The organism is Thermanaerosceptrum fracticalcis, from assembly GCF_000746025.2.
GTDB classification, from domain to species: Bacteria; Bacillota; Peptococcia; order DRI-13; family DRI-13; genus Thermanaerosceptrum; species Thermanaerosceptrum fracticalcis.
Map to the genome: position 1 here is coordinate 3,073,504 of NZ_CP045798.1, position 19,339 is coordinate 3,092,842.

23 protein-coding genes and 1 pseudogene are annotated in these 19,339 nt (G+C 46.7%); 22 read left to right on the top strand and 2 right to left on the bottom strand.

Annotated features, from left to right (window positions below; all coding sequences use genetic code 11):
- Positions 1-136: 136 nt before the first annotated feature.
- The 19 genes and pseudogenes from BR63_RS20020 to rodA all read left to right on the top strand — a co-directional run.
- Positions 137-328: pseudogene (locus tag BR63_RS20020) on the top strand (TIGR03943 family putative permease subunit); the annotation flags it as partial.
- A gap of 22 nt (positions 329-350) precedes the next feature.
- Entirely contained in the window at positions 351-680 is a 330-nt protein-coding gene (locus tag BR63_RS15650; protein ID WP_081908128.1) for a type II toxin-antitoxin system Phd/YefM family antitoxin, read from the top strand.
- The gene (locus BR63_RS15655) at positions 673-969 is read left to right on the top strand and encodes a hypothetical protein (RefSeq protein WP_034421905.1); all 297 of its coding nucleotides are present in this window, start codon (positions 673-675) and stop codon (positions 967-969) included. The genes BR63_RS15650 and BR63_RS15655 overlap by 8 nt, the downstream gene beginning before the upstream one ends.
- 212 nt (positions 970-1,181) lie before the next feature.
- Positions 1,182-1,532, top strand: coding sequence for a DRTGG domain-containing protein (locus BR63_RS15660; protein ID WP_034421903.1), 351 nt, complete (start codon positions 1,182-1,184; stop codon positions 1,530-1,532).
- Positions 1,525-2,385, top strand: coding sequence for a CBS domain-containing protein (locus tag BR63_RS19805; RefSeq protein WP_034421901.1), 861 nt, complete (start codon positions 1,525-1,527; stop codon positions 2,383-2,385). Before BR63_RS15660 ends, BR63_RS19805 begins: the two co-directional genes overlap by 8 nt.
- A 9-nt stretch (positions 2,386-2,394) precedes the next feature.
- On the top strand, positions 2,395-2,736 hold the full coding sequence (locus tag BR63_RS15670) for a hypothetical protein (protein ID WP_034421899.1): 342 nt from the start codon (positions 2,395-2,397) through the stop codon (positions 2,734-2,736).
- Positions 2,737-2,741: 5 nt separating this feature from the next.
- On the top strand, positions 2,742-3,485 hold the full coding sequence (locus tag BR63_RS15675) for a PHP domain-containing protein (protein WP_034421897.1): 744 nt from the start codon (positions 2,742-2,744) through the stop codon (positions 3,483-3,485).
- Positions 3,486-3,493: 8 nt separating this feature from the next.
- Entirely contained in the window at positions 3,494-4,039 is a 546-nt protein-coding gene (locus tag BR63_RS15680; protein ID WP_034421896.1) for an ATP-binding protein, read from the top strand.
- An 89-nt stretch (positions 4,040-4,128) separates the two neighbouring features.
- Positions 4,129-4,386 (top strand): DUF4321 domain-containing protein, encoded by a 258-nt coding sequence (locus tag BR63_RS15685; protein WP_051965686.1) that lies wholly within the window; start codon positions 4,129-4,131, stop codon positions 4,384-4,386.
- 24 nt (positions 4,387-4,410) lie between these two features.
- Entirely contained in the window at positions 4,411-5,037 is a 627-nt protein-coding gene (locus BR63_RS15690; protein WP_051965685.1) for a Maf family protein, read from the top strand.
- A complete protein-coding gene (radC, locus tag BR63_RS15695) occupies positions 4,988-5,686 on the top strand; it encodes a RadC family protein (RefSeq protein ID WP_034421893.1) in 699 nt (232 codons plus the stop codon). Before BR63_RS15690 ends, radC begins: the two co-directional genes overlap by 50 nt.
- A 47-nt stretch (positions 5,687-5,733) precedes the next feature.
- A complete protein-coding gene (locus tag BR63_RS15700) occupies positions 5,734-6,759 on the top strand; it encodes a rod shape-determining protein (RefSeq protein ID WP_034421891.1) in 1,026 nt (341 codons plus the stop codon).
- Positions 6,760-6,769: 10 nt separating this feature from the next.
- A complete protein-coding gene (gene mreC / locus BR63_RS15705; protein WP_034421889.1) occupies positions 6,770-7,654 on the top strand; it encodes a rod shape-determining protein MreC in 885 nt (294 codons plus the stop codon).
- Positions 7,654-8,148, top strand: coding sequence for a rod shape-determining protein MreD (gene mreD, locus BR63_RS15710; protein WP_034421887.1), 495 nt, complete (start codon positions 7,654-7,656; stop codon positions 8,146-8,148). Before mreC ends, mreD begins: the two co-directional genes overlap by 1 nt.
- An 18-nt stretch (positions 8,149-8,166) precedes the next feature.
- A complete protein-coding gene (locus BR63_RS15715) occupies positions 8,167-10,350 on the top strand; it encodes a penicillin-binding transpeptidase domain-containing protein (protein ID WP_051965683.1) in 2,184 nt (727 codons plus the stop codon).
- A gap of 152 nt (positions 10,351-10,502) precedes the next feature.
- Positions 10,503-11,177: a septum site-determining protein MinC gene (minC, locus tag BR63_RS15720; protein ID WP_034421885.1), complete on the top strand. Its 675-nt coding sequence runs from the start codon at positions 10,503-10,505 to the stop codon at positions 11,175-11,177.
- A gap of 19 nt (positions 11,178-11,196) precedes the next feature.
- A complete protein-coding gene (gene minD / locus BR63_RS15725; protein WP_034421883.1) occupies positions 11,197-11,994 on the top strand; it encodes a septum site-determining protein MinD in 798 nt (265 codons plus the stop codon).
- A gap of 14 nt (positions 11,995-12,008) precedes the next feature.
- Positions 12,009-12,293 (top strand): cell division topological specificity factor MinE, encoded by a 285-nt coding sequence (minE, locus tag BR63_RS15730; RefSeq protein ID WP_034421881.1) that lies wholly within the window; start codon positions 12,009-12,011, stop codon positions 12,291-12,293.
- Between the two features lie 106 nt (positions 12,294-12,399).
- A complete protein-coding gene (gene rodA, locus BR63_RS15735; protein ID WP_034421878.1) occupies positions 12,400-13,530 on the top strand; it encodes a rod shape-determining protein RodA in 1,131 nt (376 codons plus the stop codon).
- On the opposite strand, the gene BR63_RS15740 is transcribed toward rodA, so the two are convergent.
- Together BR63_RS15740 and BR63_RS15745 are read right to left on the bottom strand one after the other, a co-directional pair.
- The gene (locus BR63_RS15740) at positions 13,527-13,853 is read right to left on the bottom strand and encodes a hypothetical protein (RefSeq protein ID WP_034421876.1); all 327 of its coding nucleotides are present in this window, start codon (positions 13,851-13,853) and stop codon (positions 13,527-13,529) included. The two genes, rodA and BR63_RS15740, sit on opposite strands and share 4 nt — an antisense overlap.
- 4 nt (positions 13,854-13,857) lie before the next feature.
- Entirely contained in the window at positions 13,858-16,041 is a 2,184-nt protein-coding gene (locus BR63_RS15745) for a hypothetical protein (protein ID WP_034421874.1), read from the bottom strand.
- Positions 16,042-16,448: 407 nt separating this feature from the next.
- On the opposite strand from BR63_RS15745, the gene BR63_RS15750 reads away from it, so the two are divergent.
- The 3 genes from BR63_RS15750 (at position 16,449) to BR63_RS15760 (ending at position 19,292) form a co-directional block, all read left to right on the top strand.
- Positions 16,449-17,180, top strand: coding sequence for an FCD domain-containing protein (locus BR63_RS15750; protein ID WP_034421872.1), 732 nt, complete (start codon positions 16,449-16,451; stop codon positions 17,178-17,180).
- A 65-nt stretch (positions 17,181-17,245) separates the two neighbouring features.
- Entirely contained in the window at positions 17,246-17,485 is a 240-nt protein-coding gene (locus tag BR63_RS15755) for a hypothetical protein (protein ID WP_034421870.1), read from the top strand.
- Entirely contained in the window at positions 17,478-19,292 is a 1,815-nt protein-coding gene (locus BR63_RS15760; RefSeq protein WP_034421868.1) for a cobalamin B12-binding domain-containing protein, read from the top strand. Before BR63_RS15755 ends, BR63_RS15760 begins: the two co-directional genes overlap by 8 nt.
- Positions 19,293-19,339 lie beyond the last annotated feature (47 nt).

The following is a 19,339-nucleotide window of genomic DNA, read 5'->3' on the forward strand; positions in this document are numbered from 1 at the left end:
CCAAAAACATACGGTTAGTGGATAAAGGAAAGATAGTTGAATTAACAAACAATAATTTTGTAGCGAAAATGGATGATATTTACAATAAACCTCAGGAGATGATTGGCACGAATATTAAGCTTAGGGATTTGTTTTTAAGCCTGACGGCGCAAAAGATAAGGAATTCGCGATCGTACGCTACGTAATTTCCTGTTGTGCAGCCGATGTTCTTCCTATGGGTATATTATGTCTTAATCACGAAGGCAAGGAGTTTAAAACAAACGACTGGTATGAAATGACCGGTGAAATAGTGAATGGTCGATATAATTATGATATAATAACGATATAAAAACTACTGAAGGTGATGTAAAATGTATAAAATCATTCCAAGTGCAGACTTAAGAAATAAATACTCCCAAATTGCAGAGTTTGCTAAACAAAATCATGAGCCTGTTATTTTAACTAAAAACGGAGAAGGGGACTTAATTGTTATGAGTATTGAGTTATTCGAAGAAAAAGAAACTGAATTACAGCTATATAAAAGACTTGCGGAAAACAAAATGGATATTGCAAAAGGTCATTACCAATCTGGATCAGAGTTTTCAAAACAGTTAAGTAAATATATTAAAAATGATAATACCAACTTAATAAATGAGCTTAAAGAGACTTATTTAAAAAAAGAAGAGCCGAACCATGTATAATGTTATTGTTCCCTCAAAAGTAAGCCTTGAAATTATCACAGAACTTGATTTTTGGTCACAAAAGAACGAATCTTTTACTGAAAAAGTTGCAGTAGAAATCGATTTTCATTTAACTCAAACTTTAAAATATAACCCCGGCTTTGGTGCAATGAAAGCCAAGACAGCTAACCTTTATTACTACTTAATACAAAAGCGGTTTAAACTGGTTTTTGAAGTTGATGAGCTTAACAAACAAGTAATCGTCCATTACTTCTTCAACACTAGAAAAGCCATATCTGAATATATTTAACTCGCAGTGCTGTCTTACAGCACTTTTTTGCTTTCATATAGAACACATAACCTTATCTTTGCTACACTTATTGACAGGTCCATCGGCTAAGATAAGGTACTTTATTCAACTGGCAAGCCTAACCATTTTTCTTTTTATTTCCTTTCTCTTGAGCAGCTCAGCCTAATCGGTTTATAATAAAGTATTAAGAAACTTCTAGGAGGGGAATGGAGATGACCCTTTCAGAGATAAGAAGATTATTGAAAGCGAATCCTCTCACTGATCATAACTTAGACGAAAGGAATGCGGAAACGGCCTGTGGTGCCGACCTTTTAAGCGATGTTCTGGTTTTTACTAAAGAGAAAACTGTCCTCTTAACTGGACTTATTCATCCCCAGGTCATCAGGACCGCGGAAATGCTGGACCTGGTGGGAGTTGTTTTTGTAAGAGGGAAGGAGCCCTCCCGGGAGATCATAGATTTGGCCCAGGCTAAGGACATTCCTGTACTGTGTACCGCGTATCCTATGTATGAGTCCTGCGGCATCCTCTACAAAGCCGGTTTAGGAGGAGCACCCCTTGACTGAAAAACATCACTTGCCTAAAGTTGCCGATGTCATGACCAGGGAAGTTATCAGTGTTCCAAAGTACGCTACTGTGCGCCAGGCCAAGGAGATCATGCGCATTAAGAGTATCTCCGGGATGCCTGTGGTAGACAGGGATAATACCATGATAGGAATCATCAGTATAGCCGATATCATCAAAGCCATGGAGGAAGGCAATTTAGATGCCCCTGTGGACAAGGTCATGACGAGACAGGTTGTTTCCCTCTGTGAACATGATACCGTAGGACAGGCTTTGAAAGTTTTCCGCCAGTACGGGTACGGGAGACTTCCCGTCATAGACGACCGGCGGCATGTGTTGGGAGTCCTCACCCAAAGTGATATTGTGTCCCGCCTGGTACAAATACTGGAAATTGATAAGGTGGATGAGAGTAAGGAAACCCATTTGTCAGAGGACTTTGAATCGTACATCTTCGAGTATCATATTCAGGGTATGGATTTTGACCGGGCAGGGGAGGGGGCCAGCACCTTAAAGAAAATCCTTAACGATTTGGGAATCAAGGGGTCTGTAGTGAGACGCTGTGCTATTGTCGCTTATGAAGCGGAGATGAATGTGGTCATTCATGCTTACGAGGGTAAGATGACCGCACGGGTGACACCCAAGGAAATAACGATTACGGTAGATGACACGGGACCTGGGATTAAAGATATCTCTCTGGCTTTGAAACCCGGATATTCCACGGCCCCGGACAGGGTAAGAAAGATGGGCTTTGGGGCAGGCATGGGTCTTCCCAATATCAAAAAATCGGCTGATGAATTTTTTATTGAATCATCTCCCCAAGGTACCCACCTGCACATCAAAATATACATTGAATGAGGGATAAAGATGAAACTGGGGGAAATTATTGAGAAGTTGAAGCTTGAGCGCCTTACTTCCGGAGAAGGCAATCTTGCCGCGGAGGTAAGGGGCTGCTATATAGGTGATTTGTTGAGCAATGTCATGGCCCATGCCCAGGCGGGCAATGTATGGCTTACGGTGCAAATACATCCTAATATTGTGGCCGTGGCTTCCCTCTTAAATCTTCCGGCCATTATCCTGGTGGAGGGTCACCAGCCCCAACCTGAGACCCTGGCCAAAGCAAAAGAGGAAGGGATAGTCCTTTTGAGCTCTGAACATACCTCCTATCATTTGGCCGGTCAAATGTACATGCTTGGTTTGGGCAGGTGATAGTCGTGAGGGAATGGACCATGGACCTTCATCTCCATACCTGTCTTTCCCCCTGTGGTGATGAAGAAATGACCCCTCCCAGGGTGTTGCAAAGGGTACGGAACTTGGGGATCGAGGTTATTGCCGTGACTGACCATAATTCTGCTGAAAATGTTCCGGCCTTTGTGAAAAAGGGGCAGGAATTGGGGATAAAAGTGATTCCCGGTATGGAAGTGCAGACCAGTGAGGATATTCATCTGCTATGTTTTTTTGATACAGTAGAGCGGGTTTTCGCCTGGCAAAGGGTTGTCTATGACCACCTGCCCCCCCTTGAAAATAAAAAGAAAAGCTTAGGCGAACAGTGGGTTGTGGACGCTGAGGGCAACAAGTTATATGAGGTGGAAAAACTGCTCCTGGTGGGGACATACCTTTCCGTGGACGAGGTGGTAAAAAAGGTGCAGGAAATGGGCGGCCTCTGCCTGGCTGCCCATATTGACCGCCAGGCTTTCAGCCTTTGGGGACACCTGGGATTCATACCCGGGGATTTGCTCTTACATGGTGTGGAGTTAACGCCCCATTTGCCCCGGTGTACGGAACAGCTCTCTTCTTTGGAAAGGGAAGGGATTAGCTATGTGGTATCCTCTGATGCCCACCGGCTGGAAGCTATTCAGCCTCCCCAGTGTTTCGCCTATTTAGAGGAATGTACTGTAACCGAGTTGAAAAGGGCCTTAGCCAGGCAGGAAGGCCGCTATGTCCGCACTTTGCGTTAGGAGGACTTATGCGTGAATTAAGTTTACACATCCTGGATATTGTCCAGAACTCTCTGGCGGCCCAGGCGGGCACCATTAAGATCCTGGTAAAGGAAGAGCGAGAAAAAGACCTGCTCTTCATCGAAATAGCCGATGACGGATGCGGTATGTCTGAGGACCAGGTAAAAAAGGCGCTGGATCCTTTTTATACTACACGAACAACCCGCAAGGTGGGTTTAGGATTGTCCCTGTTACAGGCCAATTGCCAGGCCTGCGGGGGAGATGTAGAAATCGTGTCCTCCCCCGGCCAGGGTACGGTGGTGAAGGCGTTATTTAAACACAGTCATATTGACAGGCCTCCCCTGGGTGATATGGTTTCTACCCTTGTGGCCCTGATCACAGGCGCTCCCCAGGTACGTTTTGTCTATTGCCACAGTGTAGACGGCAAGGAATACTGTTTTGATACTGCCCAGGTGAAAGAGATACTGGAGGATGTGCCTATCAACAGTCCCGAGGTCATAACCTGGCTAAAAGATTACCTCCGGGAAAAAGAGAGAGTGCTGGCCAGTCAATAAATACCAGTATTTTTTACACCCATCTTGCTTGTTTTCCAGGTATGGCGGGTGATAAACTGAGATAAGACAAAGTGGAGGAGGTTTTATTATTGAAAGGATATAGTGGGGGAAAAAGTCCCTGGCTCCTCTTAATTCTATTAGTCGTAGGCGGACTGATTGGGAGCCTTTTAGGGACAGCCTTTGGCAATTATCTGCCTATTTTAAATCATAATTTCCAGACTATTGGCCTTGCTCCTACCACCATTAACCTGATGGTCATTACCATAACCTTCGGTGTTGTCTTGAAACTAAATGTGGCCAGTATTGTTGGCTTTCTGGTAGCTTTGTTTATTTACTTTAGAATGTAACCCTGATTTTCCGGAGGAATGAAAATGGATGTAGCCCTGGCCTCAGGCTCCCCCCGGCGGGCTGAACTGTTAAGGCAGATCGGTGTAAATTTTTGTATTGTGGTTAGCCAGGTAGAAGAAGGAGAAGCCCGTGAACCTTTTAGTCTTTGGGTGCAGGAACTGGCAAAAGCCAAAGCTCTGGCTGTAGCGGCTCATTCGCGAGGGATCGTCCTGGGAGCTGATACCATTGTGGTCCACAAAAACCGGGTTTTGGGCAAGCCCCGCAATACAGAAGAAGCTAAAGCCATGTTAGCCTTTTTATCGGGCAGTGTTCATGAAGTGATGACCGGTGTCTGCGTGGTGGACAATTACCGGAACAAGATTTACCAGGACTACGAAGTTACGAAAGTTCATTTCCGGAAGTTATCAGCAGGGGAAATTAATACTTATGTGGCAAGCGGTGAACCCATGGACAAGGCAGGCGCATATGGAATCCAGGGTTTAGGCGCTTTGCTGGTAGCCGGAATTGAAGGCTGTTATTTTAATGTAGTGGGGTTACCGTTGGTAAAAACCATGCATCTTTTACGTCAATGCGGATTAGATATTCTGGGAGAGGGTGGATATGAAAAAAATATCCCAGACCGGTCATGTATCGATCAAGAACTTCCCTGAAGAGGTAAGGCCCCGGGAAAAGATGCTTGTCTTAGGGGCAGAGGCTTTGTCCGACCAGGAATTACTGGCCATCTTACTGCGCACGGGTACAAAAAATAAATCAGCCCTGGATTTGGCCCAGGATATCCTGAGTACGGGAGGATTAGCGACCCTGACTCAGCTTACCTTGGAAGAACTGGGCTTACGGAAAGGTATTGGTCTAGCTAAAGCCGCCCAGCTCAAAGCAGCGGTAGAACTGGGTAAACGGCTGGCGAAACAGCGCTTGGGACCAAAGCCTGCTATAAAGAGTCCACAGGAAGCCGCTCAGTTCGTGATGAATGAGATGATGTATTTAGACAGGGAACATTTCCGGGTCATTAACTTGAATACGAAAAACCAGATTTTGGCCGTTGATACCGTTTCCATAGGCAGCCTGGATGCTTCTCTGGTCCATCCCCGGGAGGTATTCAAACTGCCTATTAAAAGAAGTGCGGCAAGCCTGATTTTAATACACAATCATCCCAGCGGTGACACTTCGCCCAGCCGGGAGGATATAGAGGTTACTAAAAGGTTAGCGGAGGCAGGCCGCCTCTTGGGTATCAACATCCTGGACCATATCATCATCGGTCATAATAATTTTCTGAGTATGAAAGAAAAAGAGTATTTTTAGGATAAACTATTAGTATATTCCAAATTTAGGAAGGGGAAAACCGGGTGATGTTATTTACGAAAGATTTAGGCATAGATTTGGGTACAGCAAATACTTCAGTGTTTATGAAAGGGAAAGGAATCGTGCTTACCGAACCCTCCGTTGTGGCTATTCAGAGAGATACCAACAATGTCCTGGCTGTAGGTGATGAAGCCAAGCAGATGATTGGGAGAACCCCTGGAAATATTATTGCTATTCGCCCCATGAAGGATGGGGTTATTGCCGATTTTGAGGTTACCCATACCATGCTCCGTTATTTTATCAGGAAGGCCCTTAACGCCAATATCAACTACTTTAATCGCCCCCGGGTGGTTATTTGTGTTCCTGCCGGTGTAACCACAGTGGAAGAAAGGGCCGTGAGGGAGGCTGCCATTCAGGCAGGAGCCAAGGAGGCTTATTTAATTGAGGAACCCATGGCTGCCGCCATTGGCGCCGGACTACCCGTTCATGAACCAACGGGTAATATGATTGTGGATATCGGCGGGGGAACCACAGACGTGGCCATTATTTCTCTGGGCGGAATTGTGACCAGTCGCACCATTCGTGTGGGCGGTGACGAAATGGATGAAGCCATCGTCCAGTATATTAAGCGCGCCTATAATCTGATGATCGGGGAAAGAACGGCAGAAGAAATTAAGATCAGTATAGGTTCGGCCATTGAACCACCAAACGGCGAAAATTACCAGGTACGGGGTCGGGACATGGTTAGCGGTTTGCCCAAACTGGTGATGGTTAGTGCCAAAGAAATCAAGGACGCCTTAGCCGAACCTGTTACGGCCATTGTAGAAGCCATTAAGGTTTGCCTCGAAAAAACCCCTCCCGAACTGGCTGCCGATATTATGGACCGGGGGATTATGATGGCGGGCGGAGGTTCTTTACTGCGGGGGCTGGATAAACTGATTTCCCAGGAAACCGGCATGCCTGTGCATATTGCCGAAGAGCCCCTTTACGCTGTAGCCAGGGGTTCGGGGAAAGTCCTGGAAAACATTGATATCTTAAAGCGAGTGTTAATACCCAATAAAAGAATAGGTTAGGTGGTCTTTGGTGACCAGGAAAAAATGGGCCCTGGCAGGTATTGTTGTTGCCGTTTTACTGATTGGTGTCTTTAAGTCTATGCATATCACCGGGTTTGACAGGACAACCCTGTCACCTGTGGAACGTGTGGTAAGGGAAGTAGTAGCCCCGGTGCAATCCGGGGTTACGGCTGTTACTAAAAGCATCAGTAATTTTTTCGCTTATTTCAGTGATAACAAGACTCTTCGGGAACAAAACGAGGAACTGAGCAAAAAAATCGCCGCCCAGGAAGCGGAGATCCATCGCCTCAAGGAACAGGAGATGGAGAATGAGCGGTTGAAAAAGCTTTTGAATTATAAAGAAGAGAAGACCAATAATTATCAATTGGAACTGGCCAAGGTAATAGGACGGGACCCCGGCAACTGGTATGAGACCATCGTGATTAATAAAGGAGCAAACCACGGGATTAAACCCAATATGGCTGTAGTGACTCACCAGGGTTTGGTGGGGAGAATTGTGAATGTTACGGCCAATACGGCTGAGATCCTCTTGATTTTAGACCGGGAAGGGGCCGTTGGCGGCAGAATTTTTGAAACCAGGATCACCCCGGGTGTGGTGCAAGGTCTGGATAATTCTGAATATCTCCAGATGATTCACCTGCCCCATGACACGCCCATCGAACCCGGGCAGACAGTGGTAACCTCGGGTTTAGGCGGTGTTTTCCCCAAAGGAATCCGTATCGGCGCGGTAGTAGAAGTAAAACCCGATGCCAACGGACTGATGAAATCCGCTGTCATTGAACCCTTCGTAGATTTCAGCCGTTTAGAAGAGGTCTTTGTGATTTTAAATGTAAAAAAGCCTGAAACCGATACTGTACCCCAAGTTTTGGATAGGGAAGGGAAAGGAGGCCTCTGATGAGTTACCCGGTCTTATTTTTCCTGGCTATCATTGGGTTGGTACTGCAATCAACCCTTTTTAATCACTTGATTATTGCGGGGGTTAAACCTGATATCATTTTAATACTGGCTCTTTTTTACAGTATTTTTCAGGGGCCTGGCCGGGGAGGGGTTTTCGGTTTTTTTCTGGGGCTTCTGGAGGATATTTTTTTGGGAAGATTTATTGGCATGAATGCCTTAACCAAAGGGCTAACTTCCTTTGTCTTCGGCTGGATTGCCACAGGGGCTTTTCGTGAAAATCTTTTAGTACCCTTTTTAACACTTTTTGTGGGGACTTTGTTTAATGAACTCATCTTTCTTTCCCTTGGTAAAATCATGGGACTAACCTGGTCATGGAATCTCTGGTTATGGAAGGGGATACCGCTGGCAATTTATAATAGCTGCCTGGTGCCCTTTATTTACGCCCGTTTTTATAACTGGGCCACCCAAAATGATGAAACCCAGGCTGGCTAAAGAAAAAGGAGGTACTCTATGGGGGGAGCAAAAACCAAAAAAATACTGGACCGCACCCTCCGGGTGTATCTAACAGCTGTCATTATTATCTTTGCTGTCATTTTCCTGCGGCTGGCCTGGCTGCAGTTAATTAATTCGGATCTATACAGGACCAGGGCGGAATCCAACACCATGCGCTGGGTCCCCGTCGTGGCCCCCCGCGGCGAAGTGCTGGATAAAAACGGCCAGGTTATTGCCACCAGCCGGCCCGTCTTTAACTTGTCCCTGGATTATTTGCGTTTGAAGGACGCAGATATCGATGAAGCCATTAAAAACCTGGTGGAAATCCTGCAAGATCCTGAAATCACTTACGAGAGTATCAAAGAGATGATCAAAGCCCAGCGCAAGCGTCTCTTTGAGCCCATTATCATTAAACGGGATATTTCTATTGAACTGGTAACAGCCATTGAGGAAAGACGCCGGGACCTCCCCGGGGTAAATATCGATATTCAACCCCAGCGTTCTTATCCCTATGGTACCTTGGCCGGCCATGTGCTGGGTTATGTTCATGCCATTAAAGAAGAATTGGACCAGCCCGGCTTTGAAGATTACAGCCTGGGTGCCCTGGTAGGTAAAACCGGCATAGAAAAAACCTACGAGAAATATCTGCGTGGCAAAAACGGCTTCCGCCAGGTAGAGGTGACGGCCAAAAACAAGCCTGTCCGGGAGGTTCGCCATATTCCGCCCGAACCGGGGAACAAGCTGGTTTTGACCATTGACTTAAAACTACAGCAGGCCATGGAAAAAGCCTTTGATGAAACACTGGCCAACTTACAGAAGCAATATCCCAAAGCCAAGGCAGGGGCTGCAGTATTACTTGATGTAAAAACGGGAAAGGTACTGGCCATGGCCAGCCGTCCCACTTTAAATCCTGATGATTTTAACGGTAAACCCCTGAAACAGGAACTGGTGGATTACTACTTCCGCAATACCCCTACCGCCCTGAGGAACAGGGCAATCCAGGGCAACTATGTACCGGGGTCCACTTTTAAGCCTGTGACGGGTATGGCCGTACTGGAAGCGGGTAAAGCTTCTCCCCTGGATACCGTAGTGTGTACAGGCCGTTACTGGAATCCCCCCTTCATCAAATGCTGGTCTGTCCATGGGCGGGTGAACTACTATTCGGCCATGGCCGGTTCCTGTAACGTGTATTTTCAGGAGATGGCCCGGCGGGCCGGCATCGCTCAGATCGGTAAGATTGGTCAGGAATTTGGCTTAGGGCAGCCTACAGGGATTGACCTGCCTTACGAAAGTTCCGGGCTCTTACCCCATTTGGACTGGCAGAAAAAAGAATTTGAAGCCCGTACAGCCAACATAAACAAGAAGATTGACGATAAGATCGCCAGCCTGCAGACGGAATATGAAGCAAAGATTAACGGGGCTTCCGATGACCGGGAGAAAAAGCGGCTGCAGCAGGAATTAAACTCAAAAATCAGAGCCTGGGAACAGGAAAGAAAAAGCCAGCTGGCCCACTATGCCGAGTGGCACGAATATGATACCTATAACACCGGGATTGGACAGGGTTACAACCAGTATACGGTTATCCAGCTGGCTAATTATGTGGCCACTATCGCCAACGGAGGCAAACATTATAAGCCTTATGTGGCTGACAAGATACTGGCGCCCGATGGGAGTATTGTAAAGGAGTTTCAGCCGGAATTGTTAAATACCGTTTCCGTTTCCCAAAATACTATTCTTGAAACCCATAAAGCTATGCTGGCGGTTACCGCTCCCGGTGGTACGGCTTATTTCCTCTTTAAGCATTTCCCTGCCCATATTAAAGTGGCGGCTAAAACGGGGACAGCCCAGCCGGGACGGGCAGGATATATTAAGAATAAGGACTACGACGGTCTTTTTATCGCTTTTGCTCCGGCCGATGATCCCCAGATTGCTTTTGCCGGGGTGGTGGAACACGGCTTTAGCGGCGGGGGATCAGCAGGTCTCATCGCTAAGGCGGTCTTTGAGGAATATTTCGGTATCCTTCCCCAGGAACTTAAACCTAATCAGGTCCCTGCTGAAACTCCCCAGGGTGATAACCGACAGGGAGCAAGGGAGACACCAAGCAGTGACCAAACACCAAATATTTCCAACAATATCGGTGAACCTTCGACAACTGAGCCCCAGGGAGGGCAAAATACGGTATCTCCACGGCTCTCCGGGTAAAAAACTGTCCAAAATCCCAAAAAAAACGGGGAAAAAAACCCCGTTTTTTCCTATCTTTTGGCAGGGATTTTCTCTTTACATATAGAACATAGTGGAAGGCCTTTTATCCAAGAAACATACTCGGGACAAACTAGGGGGAATTCGTTAGGCGGATGAAACAAGAAATCGTTACTTTTAAAGGCAACAGGGAAGGTTTACTGGTGATTCTCAGCGATAAGGCCTTATGGGATGAGATTATCGAACGGTTAAAAAGTCGTTTACAAGGTAAAGAGGGTAGTTTTTTTGAGGGGGCAAGTGTGGTGATTGATACCGGTGCTCGTACCCTGACTTCCGAAGAGGTGGCGGAAATTTGGAATACCTTCGAAGAGAATGGCTTAAAAGTGAAAAGCATTAAATCAGAGACTAATAAAGTGGTAAGTGAGTGCAAAGAAGGAACTGAGGGGAGAAAGTCCAGGGAAAGGACCGGCCCGGAACAGGAACTCGTAAGTAAACTCCCCTCACTTATTGTTAAAAGAAATGTACGCTCAGGTCAAAAGATTACCTTTCCAGGCAATGTCATTATCCTGGGCGACGTTAATCCCGGCGCTGAGGTTATGGCCAAAGGCTCCATTGTGGTCATGGGAACTTTGCGGGGCATAGCCCATGCGGGAGTTGAAGGGGATGAGGATGTGCTGGTTACTTCTCTGCGGCTTAAACCCACGCAGTTAAGGATAGCCGGCTTTATAACCCGCGCTCCTGAGGAAGAACCCAGTGAACCTGAGGTAGCCCAGGTAGTGAATGGTATGATTATTTGTGAAGGAATTGAAAAGATTCGCAAATCACTTTAGATATGGGAGGAATAGGCTGATGGGTGAAGTTATTGTGATTACTTCCGGTAAAGGCGGTGTGGGCAAAACGACGACCACGGCCAATATCGGAACAGGTTTGGCGGCAATGGGCAAAAAGGTAGTCTTAGTCGATACCGATATCGGATTAAGAAACCTTGACGTCGTCCTCGGCCTGGAAAACAGGATTGTTTATGACCTGGTAGATGTGGCCAACGGTCACTGCCGCCTCAAACAAGCCTTAATCAAAGATAAACGCTTCGATAATCTGGCTCTTTTGCCGGCGGCCCAGACCAAGGATAAAACAGCCGTAAAGCCTGAACAAATGGAAGTTTTGTGTCAGCAATTAAAAGAAGACTTTGATTATGTCATTATTGACTGTCCTGCTGGGATTGAGCAAGGGTTTAAAAACGCCATAGCGGGAGCGGAAAAGGCCATTGTGGTAACAACACCGGAGGTTGCCGCAGTCCGTGATGCCGACAGGATCATCGGTTTATTGGAAGCGGCGGAATTACGCAATCCCAAACTCATCATTAACCGGATTCGCCCCAAGATGGTGAAAAAGGGTGACATGATGGATATCAATGACATGATCGATATCCTGGCCATTGACCTTATTGGCGTGGTTCCAGAGGATGAGGCCATCGTGATTTCCACCAATAAAGGGGAACCTGCCGTATTGGATATGAATTCCTGGGCCGGACAAGCTTACCGCAATATTGCCAAAAGGATTACGGGCGAAGAAGTTCCCCTCATTTCCCTGGAAGTTGAAGAGGGTGTGTTAGGAAAATTGAAAAAGATCTTTGGTTTTAAAAGCTAAGAAAAGGGGGCCGGATGATGGATTTTTTTAGTAAAGTAATAGGTAAAGAGGCTTCTCTTAGCAGCAAGAATGTGGCAAAAGAAAGACTGCGTCTCGTGCTGGTACACGACCGGGCAACAATCTCTCCCCAGCTCCTGGATAGTTTAAAAGAAGATCTTATCCAGGTGATTAACGGCTATATGGAGATTGACCGGAAAGGTACAGAAATCACGCTGAATTCCGATGAGAAGTCTGTTGCCCTGGTAGCCAACATCCCAGTGCTTAAAATCAAACGGGGCTATGAACAATCCCGTGCTTAAGGGGATGGTAAAATTTGCGGTGCAAAATTACCCCGAATTTTTATAAAGGTTCTTTAAGAAGACCTCACTTTCCGGTTATAATGGTAAGAGAACGGGGTGGTTAGCAATGCAGCTGAGGAAAGTACTAAAAAGCCTTGATTATACCTTATTAGGCGCAGTAGGGCTCATCCTTGTGATGAGCTTATTTGTTTTGAAAAGCGCTACGGTGAATGCCAGTGAAATTCATAGGATCAACTTCGTATACCGTCAGATTGCCTGGATTCTTATCGGCACTGTGGCCTTTTTCGTGGTCTTGTTTATTGACTACAGCAAACTGGCCAAATACGGTGTTTGGATCTACGCCCTGAACATCCTGATGTTGGTGGCCGTTTTAGTGCTGGGTAAGGAGGCGAAAGGAGCCCAGGCCTGGATTCCCATCGGTCCCTTTAAATTCCAGCCTGCAGAGGTAGTGAAGGCCTTATTGATTTTAGGCTTAGCCCAGTTTTTAGTGCCTAGGATTGGTAAGCTCAATACCTTGAAAGATCTTTTTCCTGTCTTTATTTATGTGGGCATTCCTCTCTTATTGATTCTCAAGCAGCCGGATTTAGGGACAGGTTTAGTTTATGTGGCCATTATGTTTGGCATGCTTTTAGCCGCCGGTGCTCCGCCTTTCCTGCTTTTTCTGCTGGTGGCAACGGGACTGGGTGCTGTCGTTTTTGCCATTTATGGTCACTATACCTGGGGCTGGTGGCTTCCTCTCAAGGATTACCAGTTAATGCGCTTAATTGTTTTTATTAATCCCATGATTGATCCCCGCGGCTGGGGTTGGAATGTGATTCAATCCCAGATTGCCGTAGGCTCAGGCGGGCTTTTCGGCAAAGGCTGGGGTCAAGGTTCGCAAAATATAGGTGACTTTTTGCCTGAGCAGTGGACTGATTTTATCTTCCCCGTACTGGCGGAAGAGTTTGGCTTTGTGGGTTCCGTCCTGCTGTTATGCCTTTTCTTCGTGGTGATTTACCGTGGCATCAAGATTGCCGGTAAAGCCAAAGATGCCTACGGTTCTCTGGTTGCTATCGGTGTTTGCTCCATGTTTGCCTTCCATATTTTGCAGAACGTGGGCATGTCCATTGGCATTATGCCCATTACAGGCATACCTTTACCTTTTGTCAGTTATGGGGGCAGTTCCCTTTTAGCCAATATGATTGCTTTAGGGCTGTTAATGAATGTTACCGTTCATCATGATCGGATTCTTTTTTAAAAATAAAATGAAGTACAGAAGGGCATTTTGCGATTCGCTAAAAGTACATCTTTTAGCGAATTTTTCTTCATAAAAGCAAAGATGCTGGAGACAATATAAAAGTAACGCGCAACATTAAAGAAAAAGGGGGAAACTGTATGGTCTGCAGCCAATGCCAACAATGCAAAAAGTTTCTCACGAACGACTGCTCTGGCTCTGCCGAATTTAATGAAGCTGCCTGCAAGGATGTCATGAAAAAAAGGAGCAAAGAAGTAGACGTCAGTGGTTGCTGCTAAGGAGAGGCTTTGGCCTCTCTTTTGCTTTTTATTGTTCGTTGCCCCCATCGTGCTATCCCTCATCTTTCGCTATGCTTTCCACTGCCAGGTAAAGGAGTGTGGGGGCCACGAAAATCATAGAAGTGGCTGCCGCCACAATTCCCGAATCATTCATAATTAAAGCTACAAGGCTGCCTGTGATCCCTGCCCCAAAACCCGCTTTCAGTCCCGGGTATCTTTCCATTAGCCTTTTGACCAAACCGGGCGGGCGGTAAAACAAAAGGGCAAAAGTGCCAAGGAAGGTCATAAATACCCGGCTCCAGATGGTATAGCGTATCAGTTTTATGTTCATGGCAATTTTGCGGCTGGCGATGGGAAAGAAGGAGGCAAGTCCCTGTTCCTGGATTATTCTCGCCGCCAGGCCGATATGGGACTGGGCTTCCAGGGGCCTTTTCAGGTCGAAATAAAACAAAGCGGTAAGAGCCAGCATGGTACATAAGCCTAGAGTAATAAGGGACTTTGTATTAATTTTTCTTTGGAAGAAAGTAAGGAGAAATATGGCAAAACTTAGTAAAAAGGTAATACCGCCTCCTACATTTGTGCCCCACTGGGGAGCAGACACTAAACAGGTCAAAAAACCGGCAAGCAAAGGAAGCATCAGGTAAGCGGCTACTTTAGGAAGATAGAATTTAAATGCTTCTGTCAAGAGTGATAAACCCATGAGGCTGGATCCAAGCAAGACGCCCATGTATTCGTTGCCAATCCCGTAATAACGGGCGCCGCTGATAGGATCATAGCCAAGGAGGGAATTTTTCATGAGCGGGGCTCCCTGGAGAAGGTCAACAACAATAAGAAAGGCTGTCAATAGATAAGGATAAGCCAGCCGTTTGAGAAGGTCACACTTCTTCTCCAGCACAGCTGTACTTAAGATGAGGCCGGAGAGGATAAACAGGATGCGGGGAATTAAACCAATTCCGGGAAAAAGGGGGAGTAAGAGCAAAAGGAGGGGAACAAGGGTCAGTAACAAAAGAAAAGAGCGACAGTATTTAATCCAGGGGTGACGGAGCCATAAGAGGCAGATGGTAGAAAGGACGACGACAATTTGCAAAAAAACATAGGGTTTTAAGATTTGAGGCCTTTGTTGGTGATTGGCCAGCAGTTTTTCCTGCAGGTCAAAAAGAAAATCCAGGCTATTTTCCCGGGGAATAACCTGCAGAGGGCTGCCGATAAAAACACCGGCATAATCAATGTTAAAGAAGTTGAGGACTGTGGGGGCAACATCCAGATTCGTTATTATTCCAGTTCTTTTCGTACTGGCGGAGCTTAAAAGGCCTGATGTACTCCGGTTTGGATAATAAATGACGGGAGCCAGGGTATTACCTTTAAGTGCCTGAGTTTTCGATGGATAGGGTGTAATAAAGAGCAGGCCAGCACCATGTTCCTGGGATAGCTTTCTTAACTGTCCCATAAAAACATCGATTTCTGCTAACATGCTCTCCCTGGTTTTTTGGTAAACATCCGGAGCCATTTCTTCCCTCAGGTTTTCTAACCTGGCCAGGTCGCCAAGATCAAGAATGATTAATCCCTTTTTACCTTGTAGAATTTCTTTAGTTTTTTTAAGCAGGTATGCATAATTGGTTGTGTAATATGTAGGTGAAAAAGTACTTATTTTATTGCAGCGCTGGTCTATGGCCCCTTCTGCCACCTTTCCCGTTTTGTCCATGGCAAAGAGGACACCAGGGCGGGAAAGTATGCCTGGCAGGTCATGGTTGCCTAAAAGGGCAACAGGAACGGCATTTTTCTCAAGGATGGTGCCTAAGGCACCGGGTTGTAAATCCGGGAGATTAGCGGCAGCCACAGCATAATAGTAGGGGTGAACAATACTGGCATCACCCGGCAGGTTACCGGTATATCTTGTATAGAGATCCACAGCTTTTAAGTCATGGAATTCCTCGGTTTTTTCCAGACCTAAGATCCCCTCTTTGGGTGCTATTGCTCGAAAACCTGAGCCTAAAGTCAGGTAAGCACTAGGCAGATGCTTGCTGCTCCCGCTTAATGTATTCATCAAACCTAAGGAACCTTTAGCCGCCATTCCCTGGAGATGATTCAGTTGTGGGGCTTTTAGATCTTCCAGGTTCAGGCCCGGTATTAATACGATGAAGAGGGAGGCAGTACTACCCTGCCCGTAGGCCTGCGAGGGGCTGAACAATAAAAGAAAAGAGAGTATGACGGGAATTAGAGAACGAAGAAGATGCAATATACTCCTCCTCATTTGCATTTGTTAATTAAGGTTTGCCACCACGTATCCCGATCTTCGCATAGAACAGACTAAGACTCGTTTCGGGAAAAAGCAGACCACCCTCAACAGTCCATCCGTGGACTGGCTTCGGGTTGGGTATGACCTCGTGTCAGCCCCTCTGCTTTTTCTACCTCACTTCGCTAAGTCTGTTTAGCTATGCTCCGATAGGGAACGTTTGTGGCAAAACCTTCATTCTAATTTCGGGGTAGTATTATTTTGCTTTACAAAAAATACTGGTATACCTCATTTAAATAAGATAAAATAATATTCAGCAGGAATATTTTTAGCTATCGCGAATATTTAACTATTGAAAAACATTCTCAATAGGACTATACTAAAATAAGACTAGAAAAGGATGAAACCTGATGCTGGCGGAAAAGGATAGGCAGGATTATCTAACGCTCTTTATCATAGGACAAAGTGAATCTCCTGTAGGCTCAGGTTATCTAAGCCGTGAATTAAAAACCTACGGCTGGGATGTTAGCGAAGCTACGGCGGGAAGGATCCTTGCCCAGCTAGACAATCTCGGTTACACAACAAAAGTCGGTTACCAGGGCAGAACCTTAACAGCATTGGGACATGCCAAGCTAAAAGAACTGGAAGATAAAAAGCTCCGGGCTGATCAGGGCTTGGAATTTTTCCGTGTGCTGGAAAGTCGGACCAAGGAAGAACTTATCGATATTCTCGTAGCCCGTCGTGCCATCGAGCGGGAACTTGCCCGCTTAGCGGCCATTCATGCCACGGACGAAGAGATCAAGGAACTCTGGCATATCCAGCGCCTGCAGAAAGAGAGAGTAGCCCATTGGAAAGGTGGCGCTGCCGAACAGGACGTAGCCTTTCACCGCATCATTGCCCGGGCCTCCCGTAATAAAGTGCTGCAGGGAGCGATGGAGCTCATCAGGCAGGACGGACAGCTGGCACCTGTACTGGAATATATCCGCAAAGAAGTACACAGTGTGGTTTCGGCTGACCATGCCAAAATTGTTACAGCTATTGAAGCTCATAATCCAGACTTGGCGGAGCAATACATGCAGGAGCATATTGAAAACTTGATTAAAGACGTGAACAAATACTGGGATGAAGTGGAAAACCGTTAAAGTAATGGGGGGAAATATTTTTTTACCCAATACTACTCATCATTGATGAGGTGGGAGGAGAAATCATGGAAGATTGTTTCAAAAAGATTCTTGATGCCGTGGACATTGAAACCTATTTCGCTTGCAAGGATGAGGCGGAGGGAAGGGCCCTGGCTTTAAATCTCTTGGAGAAGTTCGGCCTTAAGGACATTGACATTGTCTTTATCGAGTTTACAGGCCCGGGGGCAAGAGTAAGAGCCCGGGGATATGTTTACCGTCCTGGTGACCATTATGGATGGCTTGAAGGAGGGATGGCTAATGAATAAAGAGAGACCCATCTTGCTGGCGCCCCTTGATCCGGTCCATGACATCGGTTTAAAGATTATGAAGAGAGCCATGGATGAGGCAGGGTTTAAAACCATACTGCTTCCTCCTGATTACCAGGCTGAAGAGATTATCAAAGTAGCCCTGGAAAACGATGTTGCCGCTATTCTGATCAGCCGCACTTTAGGTTATGGCGTCGCCGAACTCCTGGCCAGGTTTGCCGATTTAACAGAAGCAGCGGGCCTTAGGGAAAAGGTGAAATTGGCTATTGGGGGAATGTGTATCCGGCCTGAACTGGCCCAGGAGCTGGGCTATGATGCCGGTTTTGGCCCCGGAACCAAGCCGGAAGAAGTGCTGGCCTTCCTGGAAGGTGTGGAATACCAGCCAGATTTAAGCGCCAATACCAAAGAAAAAGCTGCTCTTGCCCAAGGCTTTACTTATGTATACAAGAATAAACAGATAGAAGAGCTTCTGGATACTATCGTAGATTCCATCCTGGTCTGGGCTCAGCATAAAACATCACCGGCCATTAAACGGGCGCAAATCAGGGAAAAGCTTTTAAAATTGCCTGCGGGGGCTGACCGTTCCGAGTTGTTGCAGGAATATTTAAAATGGTGTGACCCTAAGGTAAAGGACTTTTACGAAAAAGGCACGATGCCTCCCAAAACCAGGCCGTTAACTTCCGAAGAATTAGCGCGCCTGGACAGTTACGTGTCTGAAACGCAAAAGCGTATGACGGTACAGAAACTCCAGCACAGTAAGGCCAAACCGGTAGTCTTCATCCAGTACGGTACGGGCTGTCCTTTTATGGATATTGCCCATATTAAAACAGGGGAAGCCTGGGGTGCCGATGGTGTTGTCCATTTTGACCCCTCCTGGGGAGCCCGTACAGAAGGTTTCCTGGAAGGCTACCTGACCCATGAGGAAGACGGTTCCATCATTACCCCGGAAAACCTTATGCGGATTAAAGGGTCTTTATGCCAACATACCCTCTGGCAGGTGAGAGCTCACCGTGGGCTAAATTCTCCTGAAACAGTCCTCCTGGCAGGGGCTATGGGAGCAGATCTCACCAAAATTAATATTGCTTATGGTTCTTTGGGGGCCGGTACCGATCCTGCTCGCTTGACCGTTGATGCCATCCAGGCCATACGCTATGCCGTACAGTATAATTTGCCCTTTGATGTGGTCACTAATGAAGAATTGTGCGGTGTTCCCGCCCATAAAGCCTTTGCCGGAATGCTGATCACGGCCCACCTGGGACGCCGTCTCGGTGGTAAACCTATCCTGCAGCCACTTTTCTGCTACTCGCCGGAGGTCATGGTTTCTGGTGAGATGAGTGATAACTATATTGACTTCAATGCTGCCAAGATTATGGCTTTGCGTAATATCGTGGATGCACCTATCTGGCCCGGCGCACCCATCGGCTTTTTGACCCAGACGGAAGACAGGGTACAATCCTCAGTAACCACAGCCCTGCACGGAGCCCTGGCCTCCTCCTTAGGTGTGGAAGCCATCTCTATAGCCTCCTCTGATGAGGCTTATTCCGGCGGTCCCATCTCGGCTCCTTCCCGGATTGATACTTTACGGGCCCTCAAAGAAGCCTTCCGTTTCTTTGGCCGTGCAGGTATCCAGCCAACGGAAAAAGCACAAATTTGGGCAGAACGGATGGAAAAAGGCATTGAAGAAGTATTAGAGGCAGTAGCAGCCAAAGGCGATTTTGTAGGTGCCTTATATGACGGTCTTTTGGGCAGTGTAGCCGAAGGGGCATACCCAGGACGGGCCGGACGCGGTTCTCTCCTTGAGGAGTAAGTAGGTGATAAAAATCAGAAAGTTATCCTTTCTGATTTAACATAAAT